We start from the raw sequence: 23,036 nt of genomic DNA, 5'->3' as shown, positions 1-23,036 counted from the left end.
GGCTTCATTCAAGATAACAGCATGATCGTATGATCGCATGTATTAGGTAAGCGTGTCGGATCTTGCCAGCCAGCATAACCGGTATAGGTTAATTGCGGATCGCCCATTTCCCTTTTTTGTCGTGATCAAAAACAACCCCATTGGCGGCTTTAGATCCATAAATGGCAGCACTAGGGCCATCTTTAAGGACAGAGATGTTTTCAATATCATTGGGATTGATGTTGTTCATGGAGCTCTCCACACCATCTACCAAAACTAAAGGGTTGGCATTGTTGGTGGTACCCAGTCCACGGATACGAATCGTTCCACCGTCTTTCCCGGGTTGACCTGAATTTTGAATGATGGTTACTCCTGCAAATTTACCTTGTAAGGCCGTTGATACATTGGTTACCGGACGATCTTGTAGATCTTTACTGCTGATTGCTTGTACTGCTCCAGTTAGGTTGACTTTTTTCTGTGTTCCAAAACCAACCACTACAACTTCATTCAACGTTTCATTGGATTCGGTAAGCTGTATAGACATGTTTCCAGATGTGATAACACGTTCTAATTTTTCAAATCCAACTAATGAAAAAATTAAGGTTTGTCCTGAATTGGCTTTTATTGAAAATTGTCCTTTTTTATCAGTTGAAGTTGCGATTGTGGGATTTTCCTTGACAGTAATTGTGACACCATTAAGGGGGCCGGAACTGGAGGATACTGAGCCAGAGACAGCTTGTTGCTGGTTGAGTTGAAGTTGTACAATAATTTTATCTGTATTACTTGCATGTACATGATTTGGCATAGTCAAAGCCAACATGAGGGCAGATGTAATGGGATAAAAGTTAGTTACAAAAAAAGGTTTAGTAATCTTTTTTATCATAATGTTTTAATTAGTGAGTGTGGTTTATATTATGATTTGTCATCATAGGTGTCCAAAATACACCAAAAAAAATTAAAACAAAAGAGTTGAAAAAAGACAATCGATTGCGTAAAATGCTTCGTTAAGTATTTACAATTACAGATTATAAAAGACATCTAACGTAAATAAATTTATTCTATTTGCTCTTTGTGATCTTGTATTAACAAAAAGAAATTGCGACTAAATTCAGCTACTTAACTACTTAAGAAGTTTTTTGTGCTATTGTATAACGAGGTGATATCTCCTAATATATCCGTCATTAGCTTGCTTCATTTTTATGGAAGCTTAAACATAATGTTATGTTAACACAGCCTTAACCCATAATTGATCTTACATGCGTAGTATTGCAACAGTTTTAAACAACCCTGCAATTGCTTGCTGTGTTTTGAAGACTTATGAAGAATGAAAAATAGAAGAATTAAATTTTATCGGTATCCTGTATCTAAAGCTACCTCTTTGCTATTGATCGCAGGATTAGGAATGACGACTGCTGAAGCGAACAACAATTTTTTTTCTAAGCAGGAAACCTTAGCGATCAAACAACAAGGTATAATCGTTTCAGGACGTGTTGTCGATACAAAAACAAATGTTCCTATTGTGGGAGTTACGGTTTTGGTGGAAGGTAAAGCTCTAGGAACAACAGATGCACAAGGTAAATTTGAAATTAAGGCCCTACCGAATCAACAGGTAACTTTTAAAAGTGTGGGATACCAGCCGGTAAAGCGCACTTTTACGTCCAATGCACAGCAAGTTGTCATTGCTTTAGAATCTTCAGACGTTGCAATTTCTGAAGTTGTCGTGACGGCTCTGGGAATTAAAAGAGAAGCAAAATCACTAGGTTATGCAGTTAGTACCATCAGCAGTAAGCAGATGACCGATGCGGCATCCAGCAATTGGGTGGATGCGATGAAAGGCAAAGTTGCGGGTCTTAATATTACACAAGCGAGTTCAGGTCCTTTGAATACAGCTAGAATTACACTTCGCGGTGATCAATCCTTAGATCCGACGAAAAATGAGGCCTTGATTGTTGTTGATGGTGTGCCTATGGTAAATGGTCGCTTTAGTTCTGGCGTAACGGATGCTTACGGAGCTGGATCGAGTGGTGCAGATAAGGATGTACCGGTCGATTTTGGGAATGGGCTTGGTGATATCAACCCGGATGATATTGAGTCGATCTCCGTGCTAAAGGGTGCAGCTGCGACTGCATTATATGGAAGCAGAGCAGGTAATGGTGCATTGATCATTACGACAAAATCGGGTAAGCGGAATGCTAAGGGAATGGGCGTTACGGTTAATTCAAATACAAGTTTTCAGGATATATTGAAAATGCCCGACTTGCAGTATGAATATGGTCAGGGAAACCTAAACCGTAATGCTGCTGGAGAGCTTTACTATTCGTACGGGCTCAGTGAAGATGGCGCGAGTACGGGAGGCACTTCCAGTGCCTGGGGACCTAAATTTGATGGACAGCTGTTTTACCAATATGATCCGGCTGTTGAAGGTCAGGGTGCTACACGTACTCCTTGGGTACCTTATAAAGATGGTGTAAAAGGTTTTTTTAAAACCGGTGCGACTTATATGAACAGTGTGGCATTGGATGGCGGAAATGATAAATATTCGGCCCGCGGTTCCATCACACATACCAAAAATAATTGGATCATGCCGAACACAGGCTTTGAACGTCTGGTAGCATCGTTCAATACAAGTGCTCAAATTAGTGATAAATTGAAATTAAATTTAAAAGCTAATTACACGAATAAGACGAGTGATAATCTGCCTGCAACGGGGTATAATAATCAGTCGATTTCCTACTTTATGATCTTTCAAAATCCAAGTATTGATTTGGATTGGTACCGCCCGATGTGGCAAAAAGGTCAGGAGAATATTAAACAGATCCATCCTTTCAGTTCCTATATTGAAAATCCATTTGTTATCGCCAATGAAATGACCAATAGCCTAAATAGCAATGGTTTTGATGGAATGGTACAAGGTGTATATACGTTCAATCCGAAATGGGAATTGATGGTACGTTCTGGTATGAATATGAACTCTAACCTGCGCGAGCAACGCCGTCCTTGGGATACAGCAAATTTCCCTAAGGGCTACTATAAACAGCAGGATATCTTCTATTTAGAATCGAATACTGACGCCTTATTGACGTATAACGATCAACTTACGCCAGATTTTAAGATCCGTGCTACGATGGGTGGTAACTTGATGAAGCGGAATATCAAAGAAGCTGTAGGGGTAGCTCGAGGTTTAAATTTACCTGGTATTTATAAATTGAGCAATGCCCTGACGAATGCATTAGCCGACGGTAATAGTTTAACACGCAGAGAGATCCAAAGTATGTTTGGTTTGGTGAATTTATCATGGCAGGATAAAATTTATGTGGATGTTACCGCTCGCAATGACTGGTCTTCAACATTACCTGCGGAAAACCGTTCTTACTTCTATCCTTCGGTGAGCAGTAGTTTTGTATTAAGTGAATTGATGGCTTTACCAAAGGCGATTTCTTTTGCCAAGTTGCGTCTATCCTGGGCACAGGTTGGTAATGATGCAGATCCTTATCAAACGAGTAAATATTACTCAAGTTCTATTTTCCCAGGGTCAGCAGAAGCTCCTTCAAAATTACATAATGCGGAACTGAAACCCGAAATTTCGACTTCTACGGAGGCTGGATTGAATGTTGCATTCTTGAACAATAGATTGACGGCTGATATCAATTTTTATTACAACCGCTCTAAGAACCAGATCTTAACGGTGCCATTAGATCTGACGACGGGATACAGTTCTGCCATCATTAATGGCGGTTTAATCCGAAATCAAGGTCTTGAAATCAGTTTAACGGGTACACCGGTTAAAAATCAAAACTTCCAATGGAATACGACTTTGACCTGGTCAAAGAATGATAACAAAATCTTAGAATTAAGTGAGGGAGTAGATACACCGCAGCAGATTATTGCTTCTAGTGGATCTGGCGCTGCACAGATTATTGCAACCGTTGGTGGATCTACGGGTGATCTGTGGGGATATGGCCTGGTACGTAATGATGCTGGACAGGTTCTGATTGATGGAAAATCAGGACTTCCTGTTCGACCATCGGATAAGGTGAAGATAGGAAATGCCTATGCCGATTGGCGGGGTGGATTCAGCAATGAATTCCGATATAAAAACATCAGCCTAAGTGCTTTGATTGATGGACAATATGGGGGTATAGTATATTCCCAAACGCACCATAAAATGTCGGAACAGGGTAAACTGACCAACACGTTGAAGGGACGAGAGACAGGAATGATCGCTGGTGAAGGTGTGATTGCCAATGCTGACGGAACTTTCAGCCCAAATACAAAAGAAGTGCCTATCAATACCTGGTATGGTGATTATTACCGTCGTGCGAATGTCGAGACGAATAGTTTTAATGCTTCTTATTTAAAACTTCGTGAAGTACGTTTTGAAGTCGCTTTACCTAAAAATTTAATATCCCGCTGGAAAGTGAATAGTGCTTCTATCGCCTTTTTCGGGAGAGATTTATTTATGATCAGCAATTTCCCGATGTTCGATCCGGAGACTGCCGCATTAAACGGTGCTACGATTATGCCGGGAGTGGAAATGGGACAAATGCCGAGCACAAAAACATATGGTGTTAATTTGAGAGTGAGCTTTTAAGGAGGAATTTAGAGATGAATAAAAAATATATCGGTATCGCATTTTTAGCTGGACTTACTAGTCTTGTAAGCTGTACCAAAAATTTTGATGAATTAAATACAGATCCCAATAAAATTGAACAGGTGACACCCGGTTCTTTAATTACACCCACAGTATATGGATGAGTACCTATTTTACAGTACGAAGTAATGACTTTACCTGGGAAATTATGCAAACAGGTTTGGCCAATCCCAGCGCTGCGAATGGCATCCACCGCTACTATTTTACAGAACAGTCGGGCGATGGCACTTGGAATACAAGCTATGCTTATCTGCGTAATATCCGCGAAATGGAAGCGGCTGCGTTGAAAAGTAATAATGAAGCTTATCAGGCTGTTGCTAAGACTTTGAAAGCCTATATCGTAGGTATTTTAACCGATAGCTTTGGAGACGTTCCTTTGTCTGAAGGTCTGCAGGCTGAAAGTGGCGTAACGAAACCTAAGTTTGATACGCAGGAACAGATTTATGCGGATATGGTAAAGGGATTGGAAGAGGCGAACAAGCTTTATCAGGGTGAATCTGTCATGAATGGGGAAGATATCCTGTATAAGAATGATAAAAAGCTATGGCGTAAATTTAATAATTCGTTACTACTACGCTATTATTTACGTCAGTCGAAACGTATGGATGCTTATTCAAAAATAAAGACAATTTTAGATAACCCGACGGATTATCCGATTTTTCAATCGAATGCAGAAGCAGCGGTGGTACAGGTGACGGGCTTAGCACCTTATGATTATGCTTGGGGAAGAAGACAGGATTACGTGAATTTTACGGCAATGGCTGAATTTTTTGTAGACAATCTGAATGCTTTGAATGATCCTCGCCGTCCCTTTATCATGAAAGAAGCGACACGTTTAGTAGATGGTAAAGTGGAGAGCATAGGCTATCGTGGAATCCCGGCAGGCATTCCGGCGATCTTTCTGCCTATAACTTCAATCCGAGCACACCGAATGGAGATTTAGTATATCCAGAAGCGGTGGGTACTCCTGTTAAAGAACTGATCATGCCTTATGCTGAGGTTGAATTTATCAAAGCAGAAACTTACTTAGCATTAGGATTGACAAATGAAGCTAAAACGGCGTACGAGAAAGGTGTAAAAGCTTCGATAGAACAATATGGTGGTGTTATGCCGGCAACTTATTTTGAGAATGAATCCGCAAAATTTGATGGTACTCAGGAACGCATTATGATGCAGAAATACCTGAGTTTATTTATGGTGGATTATCAGCAATGGTTTGAATATCGTCGCACGGGTTTTCCAAAACTGCCTAAAACACCTTATATGTTTCATGATGGGGTAATGCCATCGCGTTTTATGTATAAAAATGAGGTCAGAAGGTTTAACCCAGATCATTATGCAAAGGCTGTTGCGCAAATGGGGGGAGATACTTACCACACGAAAGTATGGTGGGAAAAATAGTTTTTTAGAGCAATATCATATCGTTTTATTTTATGAGCCGATTACATCACGTAATCGGCTCATTTTTTGTGATGAATGGAAGGTTAGATTGTGAGAAGATTAGAAATTCAGCTTTAGACTTTTAGATTACTCATTCACTATATGACTATTCGGAAGGTGAGAAAGTGATTGATACACCTGTTCCCATGCAAGCGATAAGCTGAAATTTTGTGTATAGTGTTTGCAATTGGTTTAGGAGTTGCTACTTTTGCAAACAAATTAATCTTTATTTAAATTAACATCCCTTTAATGATCGTACGAATTCTGATTTTTATCACGCTCACATTTAGTTCCTTTGCCTTAACGGCGCAGGTCAGTCCCCGCATTTCCAGCTCCTTGGATTCCAGTAAATCAGTTGGCTCTGGAAAACCTCGATTGATCTTTCAGCTTGAACATGAAAGTGGCGGTGAATTGAAGATGAATGAACGTACAAAGGAAACGCTTGCAGATTCGTATTACAGTGGTATTAATTTCCGCGTTGGCTTTCAGAGTCAGTACCGTGACTCTGTCACGAGTGTGTACAATGAACTATACAATTACCCGATCTATGGTATTGGAGTGTATAGCAGTACTTTTGGACAGGAGCATCTTGGTAAACCTTTTGCAGTCTATGGCTTTGTTGCCATTCCTATTTCACCAAAAGTAGATAGCAAATGGAATTTTAATTACCGAATTGGTCTGGGACTTTCTGGGCGGTTCAATCCTTATAACGAAGAGGATAATCCTTTAAATCTGATTATTGGCAGTAAGAATAATGTTTACATCGATCTTGGGGTACAGGCAAATTACCGGTTGAGTCAAAAATTCCAACTTGGAGCAGGAATTGCTTTTCATCATTTCAGCAATGGTGCCCTGGCATTGCCCAATACAGGAATAAACTTATTACCGCTCAGTCTTTCTGTGGCATATAGCCCTTCAAGCAAACCTTTTGACTTTAGAAAATCGACAGTTCCCCCAATGGAAGATAAGCAGGAACTCCATTTTAATTATGCTTTTGGATTTAAGCAGATTGATCGTGAAAATGATAAGCAATACTTTAAATCAACCCTTGGCGCTTACTATAGTAAACATTTGGGCTATAAATGGCGTATCGGTGCCGGAATGGATGCTTTCTATTCCGCTAGCGGTAACGATAAACTAGTTGCAGGCGATAAAGCGGGGTCATTTTCAGCGTTATTTTCTTACGGACCGGCATTTTACATTGATCACGTTCTGAATTCAAGATTATATCTTAATGGTAATGTTGGAGCCTATTTACACCGTAATAAATTTAATGGTGAGAGTAGCCCGATCTATCTGAGAGCCGGGGTGCGGTACAAAGTTTATCGCGATATTTTTACAGGTGTATCTATTAAAGCACATGCCGGAAAAGCGGACTTTATCGAATGGACTATGGGATATGGATTGCAGTTAAAAAAGAAAAAGTAGCATTATTATAAAAATACATCATAAAAAGAGCATCTGAATAGCATTCAGATGCTCTTTTTGTGGAGACTACTGGGTTCGAACCAGTGACCCCTACCTTGTCGAGGTAGTGCTCTAAACCAGCTGAGCTAAGCCTCCATTGTTGTTCCGTTAGGTCACGGAAACGGGTTTGCTTCCCTATGCCTGAATGAACTGGTGCAAATAAAGCAATTTTATTTGTAAAATAAAAGTTAGTTATTTAAAAGCAGTTCGATTTTAGTATTTAGATGCTAGTAATTAGTAGTTAGATGGTAGAAGGTTAGAAAGTTAGTTGGTTAAGACGTTAGATTGTTAAGCGGTTAGTTGATTAGAACTTTTGTTGCCGGGTTATTTAATAGTATTTAGATACTAGTAATTAGTAGTTAGATGGTAGAAGGTTAGAAAGTTAGTCGATTAGAACTTTTGTTGCCGGATTATTTAATAGTATTTAGACGATATAAGATTACTCGGTCACTATTTAAAAGTTTTTTAATTATTTTTGAGAGAATTGACATTTGAGAAACTATGAAACAAACGGCTTTACCTCAGAATGTGAAAGGACTTAATGCGGTAGTATTAATCATAATGACTATCGTTACCTTGGATTCTATTGAACCTTGGACCGCCTGGAATGTGGATCCGACATCTCCTGGTTATGGCTGGAACAGATTCAGTTATTTTACAATCCAGAGTAATTTTATTGCGATGGTTACTTACCTGATTGCGGCTGTGGCAATTTTTAGAAATAAGCAACTTGGTGAATGGTTCAGGTATCTTCGCGCGGGAGCAGTTCTTTATATGATGGTAACCGGGATTGTATTTGCCGTTCTGCTTCGTAACACGCAACTTGACCCAGACCATTTTAGCTGGAGCAATTTTATTCTGCATGAATTTGGTCCATTTTTTATTACTGTCTGGTGGTTGTTATGGCCTTCACGAAAACCGATTACATCCGCAAAGCCTTTTATTTATTGATATTCCCGTTTTTGTGGGTCATCTACACGTTTATCCGAGCTTCGATAACGGGTTGGTATCCTTATCCGTTTTTAGATCCTGCAACTGCCGGAGGTACAGCGGGGGTTATGACCTACGTATGCGGTTTAACAATATTCTTTGTCGTTCTCTGTCAACTGCTCGCATGGATTAGCCGTGCAAGGGAAAATAATAATACACTTTATTAAATATTGAGATAATAGTAGTTAGATAGAAGTATTTAGTATTTAGATAATAGTAGTTTGTAACCATACTAGAGCAGATTGCTTCGAATAAATTGCCTATTTTTGTAAGTTGTGAGATCCTTCTTATTGCGATGTTTAATAGAAGGTGAGATGGTTAAAAAGTTAATGGGTTAGAAAGTATGTACTGGGGCACATAACAGGAGGTGAGATGGTTAAAAAGTTAGTGGGTTAGAAAGTATGTTACTGCGTTACTTGTCACTCGTTACTGTTTTACATTAAAATAAAAAAGAATTGGAAATACTACTTGTTGAAGATGAGCCATCTGTAATTTCGTTGATTGAAAGGGGATTGAAAGGAGAAAACCATTCGATCAGTGTCGCTATGGACGGATTTACGGGATTAAAAATGGCGGGTCTTAACCAATATGACTTGATTATTTTGGATGTGATGCTTCCGGGGATGAACGGGTTGGAGATCTGTAGAAATATCCGGAAGACGAATAAAGATGTGCCGATCTTGATATTAAGTGCACTAAATCAGACGGAAGATATTGTTGAAGCATTTAATCGTGATGCTGATGATTATCTGACCAAACCTTTTAAACTGGACGAACTTCGTGCGCGAATCAATCGGCAGTCTCGAAAGGCCAGACAGCAGACCACGACCAGTAACACCATTACTATTGATAATCTCGTCATGGATAGAGACAGTAAGAATGTGCAACGTGGAGGTAAATCCGTAATTCTGACGGCTACTGAATACCGATTACTGGAATATCTAATGGTCAATAAAAATAAGATTTTATCCCGGGTTGATATTTTGGAAGAAGTATGGGGTATGGATTTTAATATGAGTACCAATGTGGTGGATGTTTATGTCAACTACCTGCGAAAAAAAATAGATTATCCTACAGAAAAGAAACTTATCCATACTGTTATCGGTATGGGCTATATACTGAGAAATGAAAATTAGAACGAAGGTCATTGTCCTTTTTTCAGCGATCTCGATCGCCTATATTGTATCCTTCGCCCTATATGTTTCTTATTTTACGAAGGACAGTCTGCAGACCAAATTCTATCACCGGCTGGAAGAAAATGCCACTATTGTTGGTAATCATATCATACAGAATGATGCGTATAATAATAAGGTGTATTACGAAGTAACCCGAAAATATCTACGTCAGCTTTCTGAAGGTAAAGATTATCTGTTGCGGATTGTTAAAGGGCATACCGATCTCCGCTATAAACCCGATCTCCCTTTACCCGATGCCTTCTATGAAGAAGCTATTGTGAACGGAAAAGCGCAGTTTCTGCATAATAAAACCTCCTATGTAGCCCTATTTTTTGTCGATTCTTTACACAAGGAAAACCTATTGGTAATTTCTGCTGGAGTTGATGAGTATGGACATGATGAACAACAAATACTGGATCATACTTTAATTTCAGGTGGGGCATTAGCCATTATCTTGGTTGTTCTGCTGTCTTTTTATTTCGCGAATAGACTGCTTGCACCTATCAAAGCTATCAATAAGGAATTGACTCAGGTGGATATATCAAATCTGAACAAACGGGTTAAAAATAACTATTCGAATGATGATGATGAAATCGGAATATTGATTTCCAATTTCAACGCGATGATGAAACGACTGGATATTTCGGTCAAATCACAGCAGAGCTTTATCGGCAATGCATCCCACTCGTTACGTACGCCTTTAACGATTATTGGTGGGGAAGCAGAACTGGCCTTGCATCATCTGGATAAAAATCATGAAGCGTATTACTCGGTCGAGGCAATTGTTAAACATGCTTCAAAGATGAATCTCATCATCAATAATCTTTTGCTCTTGTCACGCACCGGATTTGAGGGTAAGATCGAAAGCAAACAGTGGATCCGGATCGATGAACTCTTATATGATGTGCAGAAGAGTGAAAAAAGCATGAACCCGGACTGTGAGATCTTTCTGGATTTCTCGCATATTCCTGAGGATAGCAGTGAGATGAATATCTTTGTAAATCCGGATCTCTTTTATATTGCTTTCAGTAATATTGTTTCTAATGCCTGTAAGTACGGGGATAAAAAAATGGTCACGATTTCACTGGTCTGTCATGAAAATCTTGTGGTAGTCAAAATTGCGGATCATGGTATCGGTATCCCATTACACGATCAGCCGCATATTTTTGATTCTTTTTATAGGGCCTCCAATGTGGGTGCAATCTATGGAAACGGATTAGGATTAGTACTGGCCAAGCATATTTTTGAATTGCATCATGCCATACTTTCGGTTTCCTCGATTGAAAATAAGGGGACATCTGTTAGCGTCTATATCCCTAAGTAATTTTTCTATTTTTGTGCCCTTAAGAGGAATTTATTTTAAAAATTTTGTTTTCATGTTGGTTTCATCAGCATGAAAATAGATAGGGAAAAGTAATTTTCCTTCATTATCTGTTGTTTTTCAATTTATTGGTTTTAAGGAACTTAAGACATGTATTTTTGTTTAAACTAATTACACCCTCAAAAATTACGAATTAGCCCCTCTCTTTAATTAGCTCTGTTTCCTAATATTGGATTGTTTAAAACGAACCAATTATAATTATGAAAGGAAATGTACTTTTTTGGAAAGGAAAAGGGTTTTTTATCTTTTTTTTTCTTTTGTTAGGCTTTAATTATGCCTCCGGACAAATCACCAAGATCCAGGGTATAGTTACTAATGCAGCGGGTATTTTACCCGGAGTGACGGTTTCTGCCGAAGGATCTTCATTAAAAACACAAACGGATGCTAATGGTCAATACAGTTTAAATACAACGGGTGCCAATGCTGTTATATTTACCTTTATTGGTTATGAAAAACAACGTGTTGTTCTTCAGGATATCACCGATTCAAAGAATGGTATTTATACTTTAAATGTGACATTAAAGGAGTCTGAGGGAGACCTTTTGGATGAAGTTGTTGTTGTTGGATTTGGAACACAGAAAAAAACAAATCTAACAGGGTCGGTTGCTGTTGTTGATGCGAAGCAATTGGAAAATAGACCAGTGAGAAATGCGATTCAAGCTTTGCAAGGTCTTGCTCCTGGATTAAATATTTCGCAAAATGGTGGAAGTCTGGAATCTAATCCAGCGATAAATATTCGTGGTGTAGGGACGATAGGAACTTCTTCTTCTTCACCTTTAGTTTTGATCGATGGATCAGAAGGCTCATTAGCAGCTCTCAACCCTCAGGATATCGAAAGTGTATCTGTACTTAAAGATGCTGGAGCTGCTTCTATCTATGGTTCTAGAGCCGCATTTGGTGTTATCCTAGTTACAACAAAATCGGGAAAAGTTGGAAAGACTTCTGTTAATTATAACAATAGTCTGAGAATGAATAAACCGACATTAATGCCTAAGATGATGGATTCTTATACGTTTGCCCAATATTTCAATCAGGCGGAAGTAAATGGAAATGGTACGCCTCATTTTTCTGAGGAATACCTGAAGCGCATTTTAGATTATCAAAACGGATCAAATAAAAATTCAATTATTGTATCTCCGGACAATTCGCAATATTGGCAGATGGCTATGCATACGGTAATGATAATGTAGATTGGTTTAAAGCGATGTATCGGGATCAAGCCTTTTCACATGAGCATAACTTAAGCCTGAACGGAGGATCGGATAAAACTACGTATTATCTGTCAGGAAATTTTATGAAACAGCAGGGTTTGATGGCCTTCAATACAGATCATTATGATCGGTATGCGATTTCGGCAAAAATAAACTCAAAAGTATCCGACATTTTTCAAATTGGCTATAATGCGCGATTGGTAAGAGAGGATTATGAACGACCTGCCGCACTGACCAATAGTTTTTATGATGATTTAGGTCGTCAAGGATGGCCCACGCTCCCGTTATACGACCCGAATGGATTTCTCTATAGTTCGCCTTCCCCTGCTTTGGTTATGAAAGAGGGCGGGGTGGATAATTCAACCAAAGATTACATTTATCAGCAATTGCAATTAACATTGGAGCCTTTAAAAGGTTGGAAAACGATTGCTAATCTCAATTATCGTACGACAACACAATTTCGTCATTGGGATTCTCAAAAACTGTATAATCATGATGTAAATGGTAATCCTTATTTATATAAAAATACGTCGAATGTCTACGAATTTGGATTGAAGGAGAATTACTACAATATTAATATTTACTCAGAGTATGATAAGCGCATGGGCGATCATCATTTTAAAGGGATGGTCGGATTTCAAGCGGAACAAACTGCTTTCCGTAATTTAGGCGTGCAAAGGGATGGAATTATCCTACCGGATCAACCGGTTATTAATATTGCTTCAGGAACAGATATCAGTGGCAATCCTGTAGTACCATCGGTTTCTGGGGAATACCAAAAATGGGCTTCGGCAGGTTTTTTTGGTCGATTAAATTATGATTTTAGGGATAAATATCTTTTCGAAGCAAATTTGCGCTATGATGGATCTTCTCGATTCAGAAGTGATAGTAGATGGGGATGGTTTCCTTCTGTTTCTGCTGGTTGGAATGTGGCAAAAGAGACCTTTTTTGAAGAGGCGTTACCCTATATCAATATGTTTAAGTTCAGAGCTTCGTATGGAGAATTGGGTAATCAGAATACAGAAATATGGTATCCAACTTATGTGGTGCAACCTACGGGAACAAACAATGGCGGTTGGTTAATCAATAATGCACGTCCTAACACAGCTTCGGCTCCGGGATTAGTCAGTGCGCTATTGACATGGGAGTCTATTAACACCACCAATATTGGTGTTGACTTTGCCGCACTAAATAACAAACTTTCAGGTTCATTTGAAGTATTTGATCGTAGAACCTACGATATGGTAGGCCCAGCTCCGCAGTTACCTGTTACATTGGGTACTCAAGTACCAGAGACCAATAATACGGACTTGAAAACACAGGGTTTTGAAGCAACTATTGGTTGGAATGATCGGACAAAAGGCGGATTAAGTTATGGTGCTAAGTTTTTGATTTCGGATAACGTAACAACAATAACACGATATCCAAATGAGATTGGTGTATTAAATAAATACCGTACAAACCAAAGATGGGGTGATATCTGGGGTTTGCAGACGCTGGGGATAGCAAAATCACAAGAGGAAATGGATCGTCATTTGGCATCGCTTCCCAATGGAGGTCAGAGCGCTATCGGTACACAATGGGCCGCAGGTGATGTGATGTACAAAGATATAAATGGTGATGGTAAAATTGATAAAGGAGCTAGTACGGAAGGAAATTCAGGGGATTTGAGCGTCATCGGAAATAACACACCAAGGTATACTTTTGGTTTAAATCTAAATGCGGAGTATAAGAATTTTGATTTCAGTATTTTCTTTCAAGGTGTCATGAAACGTGATGTATGGCAAGGAGGCTATTATTTCTGGGGAGCGACAAATAGTAAATGGTGGTCTACAGGTTTGGTGGATCATTTAGATTATTTCCGTACAGCAGATAATGTACTTGGTGAAAACTTGGATGGATACTATGCTCGTCCGACTTTTGGTACCTCTAAAAATCAAGAAATACAAAGTCGCTACCTACAAAATGCTTCCTATATCCGAATAAAAAATGTGCAATTGGGATATACGATTCCTAAAGCGACGACCAATCGTATTGGTGTCGAACGTTTACGTGTGTATATCGCAGGAGAAAACGTCTGGACGGGATCGAAGGTGGCGGGGATGTTCGATCCTGAAACCATTGACGGAGGCAGTAACGGTACTGTGTATCCTTTAACAAAAGTATGGTCAGCGGGCTTAAGTGTAACCTTTTAAAAATAATTCATCATGAAATTCAAGCATAAAATTTTTAATATATTTCAATTGGGATTGATAACTGCGGTCGGTCTTTCTTCTTGTAATAAATATTTGGATATTAATCCACCTTCCCAAATCATCCCAGAAGTTTACCTGACGGAAGAATCGCAATTAGCGGCTTATACCATTGCACGTTATACGGAGGTGTTTCCTTCGCACGGGACGTGGTCATTTGGAACATTTGGAATTGATGGTAATACGGACAACATGGCCATGCCAAATTTAGATAACCGCTTTATTCCAGGTCAATGGCGTGTTGGAGCTGAAGGCGGTGACTGGAACTTTTCAAATATTTACCAGATGAATTATTTTATCAACACCGTGGTGCCAAAATGGAAGGAAAAGAAATTACTGGGTAATGCATCTAATGTGGAGCATTATATAGGAGAGGCCTATTTTTGAGAGCTTATGTTTATTTTACAAAACTGCAGGCATTGGGTGATTTTCCGATCATTAAAAATGTCATGTCCGATAAGGATAAAAATATATTAATAGAAGCGAGTAAACGAGCGCCTCGAAATGAAGTAGCACGTTTTATTCTGTCTGATCTGGATTCGGCAATAACTTTATTGAAGACAAATTCTCCCGATGGAAAGAAACAGAGGATATCACAACATGTTGCACAGCTTTTAAAATCGCGCGTTGGTTTATATGAAGGTACCTGGTTGAAATATTTTAAAGGAACTGCTTTTGTACCTAAGGGTGCGGGTTGGCCAGGGGAATCGAAAGATTATTTGAAAAGTTATACGTTTCCTTCTGGAAGTATTGATGGGGAAATTGACTTTTTCTTGTCAGCATCCATGACTGCTGCCGCCGCGGTTGCAGATGCGGTTGCTCTGGTCAATAATACGGGGATCATCGAATCGGCCAATAATGAAAATCCTTATTTCAGCATGTTTGGAGCGGTTGATATGTCCAACTATAGTGAAGTGTTGTTATGGCGCCAGTATAATCAAAGTCTGGTTACCCATAATGTTCCTGTGTATCAACAGCGAAGTAATTATGCGGTTGGCTTAACGCGTAGTATGGTCGAGAGTTTCTTAATGAAAAATGGACTTCCGGTATATGCTTCCGGCAGCGGATATCATGGGGATGATTACATTGCAAATGTGCGCAAAGACCGTGATGGTCGATTGCAGTTGTTTTTGAAAGAACCGGGACAGAAAAACGTGCTGATCAATGTTGGCGCAGGTACACACTATACTTTGGTGGAACCGTATCCCAGTATATGGGAAACAGATTGGGAACGTCGTTATACAACAGGATACACCATCCGTAAAGGTATCTCCTATGATGGTCTACAGACAAATAATAATGGCGGATATACCGGAAGTATTACGTTTAGAGCTTCGGAAGCTTATTTAAATTATATTGAGGCTTCTTATGAAAAAATGGTAATCTGGATGGAAAAGCGGAGGCTTATTGGCGAGCAATCAGAACGCGGGCAAAGGTGGATCCTGATTTTAATGCAACTATTGCGGCAACAAATATGAGTTTGGAAAAGAAAGACTGGGGCGTTTATTCTGCTGGAAATTTTGTTTCACCGACCTTATATAATATCCGCAGGGAGCGAAGAAACGAACTGATGGCCGAGGGTTTGCGATTGATGGATCTAAAACGCTGGAGAGCAATGGATCAGTTAATTACGACTCCCGATCATTATGAAGGGTTTAAACTCTGGGGCCAATGAAGGAATGGTATACGGCGGCGCAGTTGAAATATGGTGCTTCGAGTGATCAATCTGTTGTCTCCGATCCGGCTTTAAGTATTTATCTGCGTCCTTTGGAAGTCCGCAGTAATGCGTTGTCATATGCTGGAATTAAATTTGCAATGGCGCATTACCTATCTCCTGTAGCCATAGAGCATTTTCAACTTACTTCGGTAGACGGAAGTATTGAAAATGCTGTTATTTACCAGAATCCGGGATGGCCTTTGGTTGCCGGAAATGGGGCAACAGGCTATTGATAGGTTAACCTACTTGTCGACATCAATTAAAGAATTGTTTTTTTGCCTAGTATCCCCCTCCATGATAATATGAGATGGGGGATCTTTTATGCAAAGCGCGATCTAAGGAGAAAGAGACTTAAAAGGATTTTAATAAATAACGTATTTTATTCATGAAAAAACTATACTACTTGATTTTTCTATTGCATCTTGCTATACAGGTAAGTGCACAACATGTTTCTAAGGAAGGATATACATTGGTCTGGTCTGATGATTTGATCAAAAGGGTTCTGTAAATGATCAAAATTGGAGATTTGAGGAGGGGTTCATGCGTAACCAGGAAGACCAATGGTATCAGAAAGAAAATGTATCCTGTAAAGACGGTATATTGACTATTGAAGCTAGACGAGAGATTAAACCTAATCCTACTTATAAACCGGACACTCCACATTGGGCGCTTTCGCGATCAGATATCCGCTATACGTCTGCATCGATTAATACATCTGACAAGCATAGCTGGAAGTACGGCATCTTTGAAATGCGGGCCCGTATTCCGGTGGGTAACGGATTGTGGCCTGCATTTTGGACGCTAGGAATCGAAAAAGAATGGCCTTCGAACGGGGAAATAGATATTATGGAATACTATAAGGGTAATATCTTAGCAAATATTGCTTCTGGGACGGATAAAAGATGGCAGGCGAACTGGCATAGTCAGAAAAAAGCGGTTTCAAATTTAGGGGGAATAGAATGGGCCAAACAATTTCATGTTTGGAGCATGTACTGGGATGAACATGAGATTGCTTTGTATGTGGATGATATACTGATGAATAAAGTGAAGCTGGATAAATTGACAAACCGTGATGGTACAGGATTTAATCCTTTTAAACAGCCACATTATATCTTACTTAATTTAGCTTTAGGCGGTATCAACGGAGGAGAAGTTGATGAAAATCTGTTGCCGGCCAAATATGAGATTGATTATGTCAGGGTATATCAAAAGAGTGATAAACAGCAAAAAAAGTAAAATTTGTACCTGGCGAGCTTTGGCAGGATAATAAAGGCAATCACATAAATGCACATGGTGGTGGAATTGTTCATCATAGTGGCACTTATTATTGGTATGGTGAGAAAAGAGGGGGAACTGAATCACAGGGTGTCAATGTTTATTCTTCTAAGGATCTCTATAACTGGACTTTTGAGAAATTGGCCTTTTCTCCGTCAGATGATAAGGAGAGTGATATTGCTTGGGGTTGTATCATAGAGCGACCAAAGGTCATATACAATAAAAGGACTAAGAAATTTGTGATGTGGTTTCATCTCGAGTTGAAAGGTCAAGGTTATGCCGCGGCGCGGGCTGCGGTTGCAATTAGTGATTCTCCCACAGGTCCTTTTAAGCTGGTAGACAGCTTTAGACCTAATGGTCATATGTCGAGGGATATGGGACTTTTTGTGGATGATGATGATGTTGCATATCACATCTATTCTTCAGATGAGAATTACGAATTGAGATTATCAAAGTTGACTCTTGATTATTTGGCTCCTACAGCATCGGATAAATTATTGTTTAGAAATCATCGCGAAGCTCCTGCATTGTTTAAATACAATAAAAAATATTATTTGTTTACAAGCGGTTGTACAGGTTGGGCACCCAATAAGGCGGAATTGCATGTTGCAGATGATCTTTTTGGACCCTGGACTTCTTTAGGAGATCCGATGCGTGGCCCCGACGCGCAAATTACCTTTGACGCGCAATCTACTTTTGTTTTACCTGTTGCGGGAAAGAAGGACGCCTTTATTTTTATGGCGGACCGTTGGAAGCCTAAAAATTTGTTGGATAGTCGCTACATCTGGCTCCCGATTGACCTTAAGAATGGTACGGTAACCGTCTCATGGAAAGATCAATGGAAGCTTGATGTATTTAAATGAAATTTGGACATTCGTTAATCTCATTGCTTTAAGGTTTTTAACATTGGTATAAATCAATCTACCTTTAAGGTGCATCAAAAATCTGTTTTAAATGTGCTATAAACAATTTGAAACAGATTTTTCTACCTTAATGGGTACTGTAATTTAATCGTCTAATCGGGCATTCGATATCTGTTTTGAAATGCTTTTCGATATTTTTTTACATAATCTGAAGGATTTGATCCAAATAGCTTTTTGAACTGTTCACGAAAATATTTGATGTCGTAAAATCCAGCCATATCAGCAGCTTCATTAATTTTTGCGTCCGTATTGATTAATATTTCTGCAGCTTTTTTGAGCCTGACCGATCGGATAAATTCATTTATTGTTTGTCCGGATATGGCTTTTATCTTTTTATATAAATTGGAATGGCTCATACCAATTTTGCAGATAGGGAGGTGACGTTCAAATCTTCTAATAAATTCTCCTCGATGATGCGAATACACTTTTCAATGAAATCTTTGTCTTTGTCGGTTATTTTTAATGTGTTGGACTGAAGGGTAATTGCATTGAAGAAAAACTCTTGTAGATGCTGACGATTTTTGACTAGCGTATTGACTCTGGCACGCAATACAGCCGCATCAAATGGTTTGCTCATATAATCATCTGCACCAAACCGGATCCCCTCTAGCTTAGTGCTTGAAGAAGCACTATTGGTGAGTAAGATAACTTGAATATGACTGGATAATGGATTGGATTTTATGGCTTGACAGAGCTCTATACCGTTCATACCATCCATCATTACATCGCTGATAACAACCTCGGGTTGCTTACTTTTAATGGTAGATAATGCATCGATGCCGTTTGCTTCATGATAGACCATATAATCATTTTCAAAAAGCTTAACCAAATAATCTCGTAGTTGATCATCATCATCAACGACTAATAAACCTACTTTTGGACTAACAGAATGAAGCTTATTAGACGAGTTTGTTGTTTCTGTTGGTGAAGAGATCCATGTTTCCATTAACGTTGAGGTATAATTACTATTTGGATTGGATGAATGGTCCCGTTGATAGTTTTCGTTTAGTAAGGGAAGCTTGAGCTCGAAAACAGTTCCTTGGTCCTGCGAGCTTTGATAGGAAATATGTCCTTTGTGCATCGCTATAAAAGTTCGGGTCAAATACATGCCAATTCCAAATCCGGTCTGTTTTTTTGTTCCATTGCGGTTGTCCGAATAAAATTTTTCAAAAATCTTATCGCCGATATGATCCGGAATTCCAATGCCGGAGTCTTTGATCAATATTTGTATATATTTTGGATGGCAGTTTATAGTAAAAGTAATTTGACCGTGTTCTGGAGTAAACTTAAAGGCATTGGAGATTAAATTACAAAGTACAATCTCTATTTTTTCTTTATCTGCTTGGATGATAATGTCATCATGATCTGCAGAAAATTGATAATCAATATGCTGTAATTTTGCTTGTGCAGAGAAATAGAAATAGATCTCTTCTGCAAAGTGGTGTAAGTTAAATTGGCTAATGTGAAGTTTCTCACCCTGTTCCTCCGCTTTTCTAAAAATCAATAATTGATCGACAAGACTTAAAAGGCGTTTGGCATTACGGTGCACCACTTGTAATGTGGTTGAATTCCGGTTATTTTCATCGCTTTGCAACAGGTCTGTTATAGGATTAATAATTAAAGTAAGTGGAGTCCTGAATTCATGTGATATGTTCGTGAAAAAGGCTTGCCTTTTTTCATAAATTTCACGTTCCTTGATGACATGCAATTGCGAAACTTCAACCTGGTATTGGAGTGCCGTTTGTTTGTTTCGATAGCGATTGTAGTAATAAAAGGCACATGCTATCCCTGATAAATAAATCAGGTAAGACCACCACGTACGGTACCAGGGTGGTAATATACGGATCGTTAGCGGTACAATATTTTTTGTCCACTTGCCTTCAGTATCTGTTGAATTGATCAGTAATGTATACTTTCCTTCGTATAGATTATTATAATTAATGGAACGGGAGACTCCTGCATCATTCCAATTTTTATCCCAACCTTCGAGCATATACCTGTACTTGATCTTGTTGGGGGAGGCGAACTCTAGGGCAACATAGTCAATGGATATTGATGATCCATAGGGTAAGGTTATTTGGGAAATTTGATGTTTATCATTGAGTTGAACCTGATGAGTGGAGTCATTCAGTTTAATATTATTAATTTTGATGGTAGTCAATGCCAGTGATGGTATATGTTTTCTGGCTTGGATCTTGTCTGGATCGAATAAGTCAAATCCATTGATACCGCCAAAGATGAGTTGTCCGTCACTTAGTTTATGAGCGGCACTATACGAAAATTCATTATTCAGCAGACCATCTGTTTGATCGTAATTTGTGAATGATTTTGTAGTTGTATTAAATCTAGACAGACCATTAAAAGTACTCAACCATAAATTTCCTTTCCGATCTTCTAAGATATTTAAAACAGAATTGTTCGAGAGTCCATTGCTCTGGGAATAATTAACTTTTATTTTTTTGCTGTTTGGATCAAATTCAATCAGTCCACGACCCTCGGTTCCGATCCACATACGACCTTTGCTGTCGATATAGATTGAACGGACGGGTTTTCCAATGTGATAAGTTTCAAAAGCTTGCGCTTGTTTATTAATCTTTATTAATGTGTTATAATTTCCAGCCCAAAGACTTCCTGATTTATCTTCGGTTAAGCAGTTCAGATCGATTAAGGAATCATTGAATTGCTCGAATCGATCTGTGATCGGGTTATATTTGTAGAGGTATCCATTTGAAAAAGTAGTTGCCCAAATATTTCCTGCAGCATCTTCTAATAGAATCTGTACGCTACTATTGATCAGTCCATTATTGGCAATACACGTGTAGGTTTTAGACTTACCATGTTGCTCATATAGGACAATCCCATTGTCGGTTGCAGACCAGATGTTACCCTTACGATCTGCTAAAATATTATTAATGACATTGTCCGTTAAGTTCTGATCCCCTTTTTTTATAGATCGAAATAGGTTTGTGGAACGGTTCCATATATACAATCCATTTCCTTCTGTGCCTATCCAAAGTGTGGATGGATCAACTTGAGCAAAGGAGCGTACAAATTTTGGATAGTTAGTATTGTTTTGTAATGATATATCCTGCTGTGATTGGAAATTCAGTTGCTGATCATCAATCAAATGGATACCTCCCTTAGCAGTTCCAATCCATTTTTTGTTGTCTTTTCCCACATAGGTTGTATAGATCGCATTGCTCGTTAAAGCATTGGGAGCTAAGGAAGACTGATTCAGGTAGCGCACATTATCGTTTTTTAAATCGATGATGGATATGCCATTGTCTTGCGTAGAAACCCATAGCTGATCGTCATTGACTAGGGTTAGTTGATTGACCTGATCCGAACTTAAATTTTTTTGAAATACTTTTGATATTTTTCGAGATGCGTTATGAAAAATGTATACACCGTGATAGTTTGCAATAAAAATATCACCAGTTTGATTACTGGTCATACTTGTTGCTTCTAGAATATCATGATTGATAAGTTGTAATTCTTGATTTTGAATATCGAATCGATATAAACCTCTGTCACTAATAAGTACCCAGATTTGATTTTTTTATCAATATGAATAACAGGAACTGAGTAATCCACTACTGATCTTTCTTTGTCAAATTTTAATGGAATACGGATGGCATTATCCCGGTTATTTTCTTTGAGTAATAGTCCTAATCCGTTTGTCCCAATATAAACATTGTTTTTTTTGTCGACTTGAATCGTCTTTGTGTCGACATTCATGATATATTTTTTTTCAGGATTGTCAAAGTCTAAGAAAGACAGAAGGGAAAAGGTATCAAAATTTCGGTCATAAATAGCAACGCCTTGTCCTGTTCCGATCCATAATTTTTTTAATTGATCTTCTACAATGCAATAAATATAATTGTGGGGAAGACTATTGGTCTGATTCAGCTGATTGCGATATGCTTTGATTTCGTAACCATCGTAACGGTTTAATCCATCAAATGTGCCAAACCACATGTAGCCTTGGCTATCTTGAAAGATTGATTTAACCGAACTGTTCGATATTTGTTGATTGATGTTCGAATTCGTAATTTGGCTTACTGCACTCCACGGTCGTGTATAATACAATAGAATCAGTATTGAAATTATTAGTTGATGAAATTTATGACTGTTCATTGTTGTGATTTTTCCATTCAACAGCATTTACCTTGTTTAAAAATGGCTTTTTATTTACCAAAAAAATGCTGCTATTTCCCTTGTTGTCAGATTTTTAAATATCAAATATTTTTAAATATCATAAATTTATAGATAGACATTATACGCTAAACGGTACCTCGTTTGGACACATATTTTATCTTTAAAACCGGTGATTTTTTAAAGATATAGAATGTTTAATAAATAATAACTGTTTGCTTTACATTTATCAAGCTAACAGATCATTTAAAATGAAGATACAGGTGGGTAGTTTTGATCGATAAAGCAATGATATTCGGACGGAAATAGGTAGGTTTTTGTGAAACTCTTCTTCATAGGGAGAATGCTTTATTCGATGTGAAAATAATAAAGATGAGTCTGTAGAAAGACTCAGGGAAAAATTTGAAACACTAAAAAGCC

General features: G+C 38.5%; 21 protein-coding genes and 1 tRNA gene. 17 read left to right on the top strand and 5 right to left on the bottom strand.

Annotated features, from left to right (window positions below; all coding sequences use genetic code 11):
* Positions 1-88 precede the first annotated feature (88 nt).
* Positions 89-862, bottom strand: coding sequence for a TonB-dependent receptor plug domain-containing protein (locus tag L950_RS16100; protein ID WP_231577333.1), 774 nt, complete (start codon positions 860-862; stop codon positions 89-91).
* A 441-nt stretch (positions 863-1,303) separates the two neighbouring features.
* Here L950_RS16100 and L950_RS16095 point away from each other — a divergent pair, with 441 nt between their 5' ends.
* From L950_RS16095 to L950_RS16085, 5 genes are all read left to right on the top strand, one after another.
* The gene (locus L950_RS16095; protein WP_021192016.1) at positions 1,304-4,570 is read left to right on the top strand and encodes a SusC/RagA family TonB-linked outer membrane protein; all 3,267 of its coding nucleotides are present in this window, start codon (positions 1,304-1,306) and stop codon (positions 4,568-4,570) included.
* Between the two features lie 14 nt (positions 4,571-4,584).
* Positions 4,585-4,734: a hypothetical protein gene (locus L950_RS30320; protein ID WP_197086467.1), complete on the top strand. Its 150-nt coding sequence runs from the start codon at positions 4,585-4,587 to the stop codon at positions 4,732-4,734.
* Positions 4,731-5,573, top strand: a complete 843-nt coding sequence (locus L950_RS35590; RefSeq protein ID WP_052764440.1) for a SusD/RagB family nutrient-binding outer membrane lipoprotein — start codon at positions 4,731-4,733, stop codon at positions 5,571-5,573. The genes L950_RS30320 and L950_RS35590 overlap by 4 nt, the downstream gene beginning before the upstream one ends.
* Before the next feature lie 14 nt (positions 5,574-5,587).
* The gene (locus L950_RS35585) at positions 5,588-6,031 is read left to right on the top strand and encodes a SusD/RagB family nutrient-binding outer membrane lipoprotein (RefSeq protein WP_052764439.1); all 444 of its coding nucleotides are present in this window, start codon (positions 5,588-5,590) and stop codon (positions 6,029-6,031) included.
* 288 nt (positions 6,032-6,319) lie between these two features.
* Positions 6,320-7,498, top strand: coding sequence for an acyloxyacyl hydrolase (locus tag L950_RS16085; protein ID WP_021192015.1), 1,179 nt, complete (start codon positions 6,320-6,322; stop codon positions 7,496-7,498).
* A 60-nt stretch (positions 7,499-7,558) separates the two neighbouring features.
* On the opposite strand, the gene L950_RS16080 is transcribed toward L950_RS16085, so the two are convergent.
* Positions 7,559-7,633 (bottom strand) — tRNA-Val (locus L950_RS16080).
* A gap of 405 nt (positions 7,634-8,038) precedes the next feature.
* Between L950_RS16080 and L950_RS35580 the strand changes: the two genes are divergently transcribed.
* The 12 genes from L950_RS35580 (at position 8,039) to L950_RS16045 (ending at position 18,401) form a co-directional block, all read left to right on the top strand.
* On the top strand, positions 8,039-8,488 hold the full coding sequence (locus tag L950_RS35580; protein WP_021192014.1) for a Pr6Pr family membrane protein: 450 nt from the start codon (positions 8,039-8,041) through the stop codon (positions 8,486-8,488).
* The gene (locus L950_RS35575) at positions 8,485-8,694 is read left to right on the top strand and encodes a Pr6Pr family membrane protein (protein ID WP_156169721.1); all 210 of its coding nucleotides are present in this window, start codon (positions 8,485-8,487) and stop codon (positions 8,692-8,694) included. Before L950_RS35580 ends, L950_RS35575 begins: the two co-directional genes overlap by 4 nt.
* 288 nt (positions 8,695-8,982) lie before the next feature.
* On the top strand, positions 8,983-9,663 hold the full coding sequence (locus tag L950_RS16070) for a response regulator transcription factor (protein ID WP_021192013.1): 681 nt from the start codon (positions 8,983-8,985) through the stop codon (positions 9,661-9,663).
* On the top strand, positions 9,653-11,026 hold the full coding sequence (locus L950_RS16065; RefSeq protein WP_021192012.1) for a sensor histidine kinase: 1,374 nt from the start codon (positions 9,653-9,655) through the stop codon (positions 11,024-11,026). Before L950_RS16070 ends, L950_RS16065 begins: the two co-directional genes overlap by 11 nt.
* A 257-nt stretch (positions 11,027-11,283) precedes the next feature.
* A complete protein-coding gene (locus tag L950_RS28765; protein WP_156169720.1) occupies positions 11,284-12,273 on the top strand; it encodes a TonB-dependent receptor plug domain-containing protein in 990 nt (329 codons plus the stop codon).
* A complete protein-coding gene (locus tag L950_RS16060; protein WP_156169719.1) occupies positions 12,237-14,489 on the top strand; it encodes a SusC/RagA family TonB-linked outer membrane protein in 2,253 nt (750 codons plus the stop codon). The genes L950_RS28765 and L950_RS16060 overlap by 37 nt, the downstream gene beginning before the upstream one ends.
* Before the next feature lie 12 nt (positions 14,490-14,501).
* Positions 14,502-14,933: a hypothetical protein gene (locus tag L950_RS30315; protein WP_021192011.1), complete on the top strand. Its 432-nt coding sequence runs from the start codon at positions 14,502-14,504 to the stop codon at positions 14,931-14,933.
* A complete protein-coding gene (locus tag L950_RS30310; RefSeq protein ID WP_021192010.1) occupies positions 14,930-16,024 on the top strand; it encodes a RagB/SusD family nutrient uptake outer membrane protein in 1,095 nt (364 codons plus the stop codon). The genes L950_RS30315 and L950_RS30310 overlap by 4 nt, the downstream gene beginning before the upstream one ends.
* Positions 15,982-16,221, top strand: coding sequence for a RagB/SusD family nutrient uptake outer membrane protein (locus L950_RS35570; protein ID WP_262507110.1), 240 nt, complete (start codon positions 15,982-15,984; stop codon positions 16,219-16,221). The genes L950_RS30310 and L950_RS35570 overlap by 43 nt, the downstream gene beginning before the upstream one ends.
* Complete coding sequence (locus L950_RS30300) at positions 16,218-16,496, top strand: hypothetical protein (RefSeq protein ID WP_021192008.1); 279 nt, start codon at positions 16,218-16,220, stop codon at positions 16,494-16,496. The genes L950_RS35570 and L950_RS30300 overlap by 4 nt, the downstream gene beginning before the upstream one ends.
* A gap of 307 nt (positions 16,497-16,803) precedes the next feature.
* Complete coding sequence (locus tag L950_RS27960; RefSeq protein WP_021192007.1) at positions 16,804-17,499, top strand: family 16 glycosylhydrolase; 696 nt, start codon at positions 16,804-16,806, stop codon at positions 17,497-17,499.
* Between the two features lie 44 nt (positions 17,500-17,543).
* On the top strand, positions 17,544-18,401 hold the full coding sequence (locus L950_RS16045; protein WP_084825466.1) for a glycoside hydrolase family 43 protein: 858 nt from the start codon (positions 17,544-17,546) through the stop codon (positions 18,399-18,401).
* Between the two features lie 152 nt (positions 18,402-18,553).
* Here the strand turns inward: L950_RS16045 and L950_RS16040 are convergent, their stop codons facing one another.
* The 3 genes from L950_RS16040 to L950_RS16030 are packed head-to-tail and all read right to left on the bottom strand — an operon-like array spanning position 18,554 to position 22,598.
* A complete protein-coding gene (locus L950_RS16040; protein ID WP_031289435.1) occupies positions 18,554-18,817 on the bottom strand; it encodes a helix-turn-helix domain-containing protein in 264 nt (87 codons plus the stop codon).
* The gene (locus L950_RS16035) at positions 18,814-21,915 is read right to left on the bottom strand and encodes a two-component regulator propeller domain-containing protein (protein ID WP_031289433.1); all 3,102 of its coding nucleotides are present in this window, start codon (positions 21,913-21,915) and stop codon (positions 18,814-18,816) included. The genes L950_RS16040 and L950_RS16035 overlap by 4 nt, the downstream gene beginning before the upstream one ends.
* Positions 21,916-21,926: 11 nt before the next feature.
* Positions 21,927-22,598 carry a two-component regulator propeller domain-containing protein gene (locus tag L950_RS16030; RefSeq protein ID WP_197086466.1) on the bottom strand — a complete coding sequence of 224 codons (672 nt, stop codon included), beginning with the start codon at positions 22,596-22,598 and terminating at the stop codon, positions 21,927-21,929.
* Positions 22,599-23,036: the final 438 nt, after the last annotated feature.

This window comes from Sphingobacterium sp. IITKGP-BTPF85 (genome assembly GCF_001006065.1).
GTDB lineage: Bacteria > Bacteroidota > Bacteroidia > Sphingobacteriales > Sphingobacteriaceae > Sphingobacterium > Sphingobacterium anhuiense.
Note: the sequence above shows the minus strand (reverse complement) of the source record. Positions and strands in the feature narration are given on the sequence as shown.

What these genes read in the sequence shown, in the direction of transcription:
- L950_RS16100 (WP_231577333.1), bottom strand. Translation starts at nt 862, where the DNA reads ATGATAAAAAAGATTACTAAACCTTTTTTTGTAACTAACTTTTATCCC.
- L950_RS16095 (WP_021192016.1), top strand. Translation starts at nt 1,304, where the DNA reads ATGAAAAATAGAAGAATTAAATTTTATCGGTATCCTGTATCTAAAGCT.
- L950_RS30320 (WP_197086467.1), top strand. Translation starts at nt 4,585, where the DNA reads ATGAATAAAAAATATATCGGTATCGCATTTTTAGCTGGACTTACTAGT.
- L950_RS35590 (WP_052764440.1), top strand. Translation starts at nt 4,731, where the DNA reads ATGAGTACCTATTTTACAGTACGAAGTAATGACTTTACCTGGGAAATT.
- L950_RS16085 (WP_021192015.1), top strand. Translation starts at nt 6,320, where the DNA reads ATGATCGTACGAATTCTGATTTTTATCACGCTCACATTTAGTTCCTTT.
- L950_RS35580 (WP_021192014.1), top strand. Translation starts at nt 8,039, where the DNA reads ATGAAACAAACGGCTTTACCTCAGAATGTGAAAGGACTTAATGCGGTA.
- L950_RS16065 (WP_021192012.1), top strand. Translation starts at nt 9,653, where the DNA reads ATGAAAATTAGAACGAAGGTCATTGTCCTTTTTTCAGCGATCTCGATC.
- L950_RS28765 (WP_156169720.1), top strand. Translation starts at nt 11,284, where the DNA reads ATGAAAGGAAATGTACTTTTTTGGAAAGGAAAAGGGTTTTTTATCTTT.
- L950_RS30315 (WP_021192011.1), top strand. Translation starts at nt 14,502, where the DNA reads ATGAAATTCAAGCATAAAATTTTTAATATATTTCAATTGGGATTGATA.
- L950_RS30300 (WP_021192008.1), top strand. Translation starts at nt 16,218, where the DNA reads ATGAAGGAATGGTATACGGCGGCGCAGTTGAAATATGGTGCTTCGAGT.
- L950_RS27960 (WP_021192007.1), top strand. Translation starts at nt 16,804, where the DNA reads ATGCGTAACCAGGAAGACCAATGGTATCAGAAAGAAAATGTATCCTGT.
- L950_RS16040 (WP_031289435.1), bottom strand. Translation starts at nt 18,817, where the DNA reads ATGAGCCATTCCAATTTATATAAAAAGATAAAAGCCATATCCGGACAA.
- L950_RS16035 (WP_031289433.1), bottom strand. Translation starts at nt 21,915, where the DNA reads ATGACCAGTAATCAAACTGGTGATATTTTTATTGCAAACTATCACGGT.
- L950_RS16030 (WP_197086466.1), bottom strand. Translation starts at nt 22,598, where the DNA reads ATGAACAGTCATAAATTTCATCAACTAATAATTTCAATACTGATTCTA.